Raw genomic sequence first — 6,226 nt, 5'->3', positions numbered from 1 at the left:
TCGGCCGCTCCGGCCGGGGTGGCCCTGGCCAGGGGGTTCGTCGCCGTGCGCGTGGACGGCTCCCCGTTGGAGTACAACGTGGCCGAGACCTACCTGCCGGATCTGGTGGTGTGCCGCGCGGACCTGGCCGAGGCGATCCTGAGGGCGGTAGCCTCCACCCGGTGACGAGCCAGAACCCCTCCGCCGGAGCGGCCGAGTCCCACTGGTGATCGGCGTGGCCATCGCCGTGGTGGCGGTCCGGTATTCCCGGCGGTCGCGGACCATCAAAAGAGGAGTGACAGTCGGAGCGACGGCTCGGGCCCGAGCACGGGCCGGGGACCGGAGCCGACGACGTGCACGAGGGCGAACGAGTTCCCGGGGACGCGCGCATGCCCGGGAACGAGCAGTGACCCGGCCCCGCAACCGCGGGGCCGGGCCACTCGGGCTGGGTTCTCGGACTACTTGCTGGTGACCAGGGCTCCGGCGATGGCAGCCATGAACGCGTCCTTGGCCAGGCTCATGCCCTCCTGGGAGGGGCGGATGCCGTCGGACTCGGTCATCGTGGGGTTGCGGAAGTACATCGCCAGCAGCCCGGCGGAGAAGGTGCCGAGCGCGGCGCCCGCCAGACGCGGCGACACCACCGGGGTGAGCAGTGCCGCGCCGATCCCGATCTCGGAGTAGGCGACGAACTTCCCGAACGTGTCCGGCTCCATCTTGGTGACCTGCGGGACGCCGGTGGCGGCGAACCCCTGCAGGCCCTGGGCGGCCTCGGTGGGCAGGTCGCGCTTGGACAGTCCCGAGTTGAGGACGAACGCGCCGGTGACTCCGCGGAGGATGGCGTTGGACAGGCTCATGGGGTTCTCCTGTAGGGGTTGGGGTCGCGAGTGCAGCGACACAGGTGAAGTGGCAGTTTGGTGATGTGACACCAACAAGGGTAACGCACACCTCGGGCATTCCACCCCCGGGGAGATCGACCCCACAGGATGCGCGCACGGGCCGCCGGTGGGACAGTCACCTACATGAGCACGAACAGCAGTCGCGACATCACCGACAAGCCTGACCCGGACGCCGACCCGGATTCAGGGAAGCCCGAGTCGCCGACCTCACTGAAATCCGGGACCTGGAAAATCGGTCTCAAGCGTGCCGCCGCCGAGTTCTCCAAGGATAAGTGCACGGACCTGGCCGCCGCGCTGACCTACTTCGCGGTGCTCTCGATCTTCCCGGCGCTGCTGGCGGTGGTGTCGCTGCTCGGCGTGTTCGGGCAGGGACAGGAGACCGTCAACGCCGTGATGGAGTTGTTCGAGGGGGCCGCCCCGGAGGAGACACTCGCCGCTCTGCGGGGTCCCATCGAATCGTTGGTCAACACCCCCGCAGCCGGACTCGCCCTCGTCACCGGCCTGCTGGGCGCGCTCTGGACGGCGTCCGGGTACGTGGGAGCCTTCGGGCGGGCCATGAACCGCATCTACGAGGTCGAGGAGGGTCGCCCCTTCTGGAAGCTCAAGCCCGCCATGCTGCTGTTGACCGCGGTGCTTCTCCTCCTTGTCTGCCTGGCCGGGCTCATGCTCGTCGTGAGCGGACCGATCGCCGCCTGGGTGGGTGACCTCGTGGGACTCGGCGAGACCGCCGTGACCGTGTGGGGCATCGCCAAGTGGCCGGCGCTGGTCCTCGTCGTGGTCGTGATCCTGGCCGTGCTCTACGGGTTCTCGCCCAACGTCAAGCAACCCAAGTTCCGGTGGGTCTCCGTCGGCGCGATCGTGGCGCTACTGGTCTGGGCGGTCGCCACGGCGGGGTTCGTGTTCTACGTGTCCAACTTCTCCAGCTACAACGCCACGTACGGCTCGCTGGCCGGCGTCATCATCTTCCTGCTCTGGCTGTGGATCACCAACAACGCCCTGTTGTTCGGGGCCGAGGTCGACGCCGAGGTGGAGCGGGCCCGCGAGCTGCAGGCCGGACTGCACGCCGAGGAGACCATCCAGCTCCCGCCGCGCGACACCAGCGCCAGTGACAAGGCCGAGGAGAAGCGGCAGAAGACCATCGACGACGCCGCCGACGTCCGCCGCGAGGCCCAGGCAGATCAGGCGCGCCACCCCCACTGAGCCGAGCGCCGAGCTCTGCCCACTGGCTTAGCGCTGGGCACTGATCAGTCTGGCGCAGCCCTCGCTGTGGGCGACCTGTGATCAGCCTGTGGGCGCGGCGGGAGGCGCGACGCGCGGTCGAACAGACACAATCGGAGCATGACCACTTCCGGCGGGACCGCGTCGACCGCTCGACGACGTCTCCGTACCGTCCGTCTGGTCCTCGAACGCTCGGTGGGCGAGTTCTTTCGCGACCGCGGCCCCGACCAGGCGGGTTCGCTCGCGTTCTACGGGGTGCTCTCCCTCTTCCCCGCGCTCCTGGTGGTGGTCTCGCTGCTCGGAGTGTTCGGGCAGGGGGTCAGGACGGTGGACGCCCTCATGGAGATGCTCTCCGACATCGCCCCCCCGGAGGTGCTCGACCCGATCCGCGGCCCCATCGAGGCCGTCGTCACCACCCAGGCCGCCGGCACTGCACTCGTGGTCGGCTCTGTCATCGCGCTGTGGACGGCGTCGCGCTACGTCTGGGCGCTGGGCCGTGCGATGAACACGGTGCTCGGTGTCGAGGAGGGCCGGCCGCCCTGGCGGCTTCTGCCGGTGGGGGTTGTGCTCACGGCGCTGCTCATCGTCCTCGTCGCCGCCGGCGGGCTGGCGCTGGTGTTCACCGGCCCCATCGCCGAGACCGTGGGCGGGTGGATCGGGCTCGGCGAGACCGCGCTGGCCGTGTGGAGTGTGGCCAAGTGGCCCGGGGCCCTCGTCTCCGCGGTTCTCGCGTTGGCGATCCTCTACCGGTTCGCGCCCAACGTGGCCGGGCGCAAGTTCCACTGGGTGTCCCTGGGCGCGGCCGCGGCCCTGCTCATCATCGCCATCGCCACGGCCGGATTCGGCTTCTTCGTCTCCAACTTCGGCAACTTCAACCGCTCGTACGGGTCGCTCGCCGGGATCATCGTGTTCCTCTTGTGGTTGTGGTTGGTCAACATGGCCGTGCTCTACGGCGCCCGGCTGGACACCGAGGTGTTGCGCGTCCGACAACTCCGGGCGGGCATTCCGGCCGAGGAGGCCGTGCAGGTGACCCCGCGCGACACGACCGCGAGTGACTTCTTCGCGCGCCGGCGGGCCAAGATGCTCGCCGACTACCGGGAACTCCGCCGGGAGCCGGCCCACCCCGACGTCGACGTCTCCGCTGGGGATACGAATGCAGGGGCCGGGGAGACGACGGAGCCAGCACCTCCGCGACGGTAGGGTTGGCCCCATGCGCCTCGTCGTCACCGGGGGAGCCGGGTTCATCGGCGCCAACTTCGTCCACACCGTGGTCCGTGAGCATCCACACGCCCACGTCACCGTGCTGGACGCCATGACCTACGCCGCCAATCGCGAGAGTCTGGCCGGACTCCCGTCGGACCGGGTCGAGATGGTGGAGGCCGACTGCGCGGACCCCGCCGTCACCAACGGCCTCGTCGCGCAGCTCACCGGACCGCAGGACGCGGTGGTGCACTTCGCCGCCGAGAGTCACAACGACAACTCGCTGGCCACGCCGTGGCCGTTCGTGCACTCCAACATCGTGGGCACCTACGCCGTGCTCGAGGCCTGCCGCAGCCACGACGTGCGCCTGCACCACGTCTCGACCGACGAGGTCTACGGCGACCTGCAGCTGGACGATCCGGACAGGTTCACCCCGGCCACCGCCTACAACCCGTCGAGCCCGTACTCGGCCACCAAGGCGGGCGCGGACATGCTGGTGCGCGCGTGGGTCCGCAGTTTCGGCCTCCGCGCCACGATCAGCAACTGCTCCAACAACTACGGCCCGTACCAGCACGTGGAGAAGTTCATCCCGCGGCAGATCACCAACCTGCTCACCGGGCAGCGCCCCCGCCTCTACGGAAGTGGTGCCAACGTCCGGGACTGGATCCACGTGGACGACCACAACTCGGCTGTGTTGCGGATCCTGGCCGGCGGTGAGCTCGGGCGTACCTACCTCATCGGGGCCGACGGTGAGCACTCCAACCTGCAGGTCATGCGCATGATCTGCGAGCTCATGGGCGCCACCGGCACGGACGGGGACCCCGGCTTCGATCACGTCACCGACCGCCCCGGCCACGATCTGCGCTACGCCATCGACGCCTCCGCCACCCGCGAGGAGCTGGGGTGGCAGCCGCAGCACACCGATCTTCGCGAGGGGCTGAGCACGACCATCGAGTGGTACCGCGAGAACCGCGACTGGTGGGAGCCGGTCAAGGAGCGCGTCGAGGCCAGATACGCCCGGACGGAGAAGGTGCTGTGAAGGGCATCGTACTGGCCGGCGGCAGCGGCACCCGTCTGCGCCCGCTGACCCTGGCCACGAGCAAGCAGCTCATGCCCGTCTACGACAAGCCGATGGTCTACTACCCGCTGTCCACGCTCATGCTGGCGGGCATCCGCGACATCCTGCTCATCACCACGCCCGAGGACGCGCCGCAGTTCCGGCGGCTCCTGGGCGACGGCAGCCAGTTCGGCATCACCCTGAGCTACGTCGAGCAGGCCGCGCCCGAGGGGCTGGCGCAGGCGTTCGTGCTGGGTGCGGACCACATCGGCGACGAACCGGTGGCTCTGATCCTGGGCGACAACATCTTCTACGGACCCGGCATGGGTACTCAACTGCGACGGTTCGCCGACCTCGACGGCGGCGCCGTGTTCGCCTACCGCGTGTCCAACCCGAGCGACTACGGGGTGATCGACTTCGACGCCGACGGCCGCGCGATCAGCCTCGAGGAAAAGCCCGAGAACCCGTCGTCCGACTTCGCCGTCCCGGGCCTCTACTTCTACAGCGCCGACGTGGTGGAGGTGGCGCGGAACCTCGAGAAGTCGCCGCGGGGGGAGTACGAGATCACCGACGTCAATCGGCACTATCTCGAAGCGGGCCGGCTCTGGGTCGAGGTTCTCCCACGCGGTACAGCCTGGTTGGACACGGGCACCCACGACTCGCTGCTCGACGCGGGCAACTACGTGCGGACCATCGAGGATCGGCAGGGCCTGAAGATCGGCTGCCCGGAGGAGGTGGCGTGGCGCATGGGGTATCTCGACGACGACGAGCTCACCGCCCGCGCCCACGACCTCAGGAAATCGGGCTATGGGGCCTACCTCCTCGACGTGCTCCGCCGCGAGCAGGGCCGGCACCTGTGAGTGCGGACCATCCGGACGATCCCGGTGAAGCGCCGCCCGGCTCGACCCCCCGCGGCATTCCCCGGCGAGCGGCCGCAGAGGGGCCGGGGGAGTTGTTCCGTCCCACCGCGCTGCCGCAAATCCTCGTCACAGGCGGCCGCGGGCAGCTCGGTCACGCGCTCTCCGGGGTGGCCGACGCGCCGGGCCGTGACGAGCTGGACATCACGAACCCTGCCTCGATCAGTGCAGCTCTTGACCGGTACTCGCCGGAGGCGGTCATCAACGCGGCCGCGTACACCGATGTCGACGGCGCGGAATCCGATGAGGCCGGGGCCCACGCCATCAACACCGTCGGCGTACGCGACCTTGCAGTGGCCTGCCGCGATCGCGGGATCCGCCTCATCCACATCAGCACCGACTACGTCTTCTCCGGGGCGGTTCCTGGCGGCGGGGACCCGGCCACCGCCCCGGCGCTCGAACCCGCGGACCTCACTGAGCCGACCACGGCGTACGGGCGGACCAAACTCGAGGGTGAGCGGGCCGCCCTCGAGGTGTACCCGGAGACGACCGTCGTACGCACGGCGTGGCTCTACACCGGTCCGAGTCGCGACAGAATGGGCCTGACAGGCAGCGACTTCGTGGCCACCATGGTCCGACTGGAGCACGAGCGAGACGAGCTCAACGTGGTTGACGACCAATGGGGCTCGCCCACCTCCACGCAGGCGCTCGCCGGCGGTCTGCTGGAGATGCTGGCCGACGAGAAGGCCGGTCGGGTCGACGCCTGCGGGCTCACACTGCACGCTGCCGGAGGTGGACGTGCGACGTGGTGTGAGCTCGCCCGTGCGGTGTTCGACTGGTGCGGAGCCGACCCGGAGCGGGTCCGCCCCTGCAGTTCTGAGGAGTTCCCACGCCCCGCCCCGAGGCCGGCCTTCTCCGTGCTGTCCGACGCCTCGTGGCGGGCGGCGGGACTCGCGCCGCTACCGGACTGGCGGGCCGACCTCACCACCGCGATGGCCGAGCACGCACGGGTCGCGCGC

General features: G+C 69.7%; 6 protein-coding genes and 1 pseudogene. 6 read left to right on the top strand and 1 reads right to left on the bottom strand.

The features are described from left to right. Window positions 1-165 (top strand): annotated as a pseudogene (locus G6027_RS18685) (3'(2'),5'-bisphosphate nucleotidase CysQ); the annotation flags it as partial. Window positions 166-437: 272 nt separating this feature from the next. On the opposite strand, the gene G6027_RS07160 reads toward G6027_RS18685, so the two are convergent. Then, on the bottom strand, window positions 438-833 hold the full coding sequence (locus tag G6027_RS07160) for a hypothetical protein (protein ID WP_182636572.1): 396 nt from the start codon (window positions 831-833) through the stop codon (window positions 438-440). Window positions 834-998: 165 nt separating this feature from the next. Between G6027_RS07160 and G6027_RS07155 the strand changes: the two genes are divergently transcribed. The 5 genes from G6027_RS07155 to rfbD form a co-directional block, all read left to right on the top strand. Beyond that, on the top strand, window positions 999-2,075 hold the full coding sequence (locus tag G6027_RS07155; protein WP_182636571.1) for a YihY/virulence factor BrkB family protein: 1,077 nt from the start codon (window positions 999-1,001) through the stop codon (window positions 2,073-2,075). A 138-nt stretch (window positions 2,076-2,213) separates the two neighbouring features. Further along, window positions 2,214-3,293 carry a YihY/virulence factor BrkB family protein gene (locus G6027_RS07150; RefSeq protein ID WP_182636570.1) on the top strand — a complete coding sequence of 360 codons (1,080 nt, stop codon included), beginning with the start codon at window positions 2,214-2,216 and terminating at the stop codon, window positions 3,291-3,293. Between the two features lie 10 nt (window positions 3,294-3,303). Continuing rightward, window positions 3,304-4,332: a dTDP-glucose 4,6-dehydratase gene (rfbB, locus tag G6027_RS07145; protein WP_182636569.1), complete on the top strand. Its 1,029-nt coding sequence runs from the start codon at window positions 3,304-3,306 to the stop codon at window positions 4,330-4,332. Then, a complete protein-coding gene (gene rfbA / locus G6027_RS07140) occupies window positions 4,329-5,210 on the top strand; it encodes a glucose-1-phosphate thymidylyltransferase RfbA (protein ID WP_182636568.1) in 882 nt (293 codons plus the stop codon). The genes rfbB and rfbA overlap by 4 nt, the downstream gene beginning before the upstream one ends. 92 nt (window positions 5,211-5,302) lie before the next feature. Then, the coding region (rfbD, locus tag G6027_RS07135; protein WP_241726894.1) for a dTDP-4-dehydrorhamnose reductase at window positions 5,303-6,226 on the top strand (924 nt) is incomplete at its 3' end.

It is taken from the genome of Dietzia sp. SLG310A2-38A2 (assembly GCF_014145095.1).
Classification (GTDB): Bacteria; Actinomycetota; Actinomycetes; order Mycobacteriales; family Mycobacteriaceae; genus Dietzia.
Note: the sequence above shows the minus strand (reverse complement) of the source record. Positions and strands in the feature narration are given on the sequence as shown.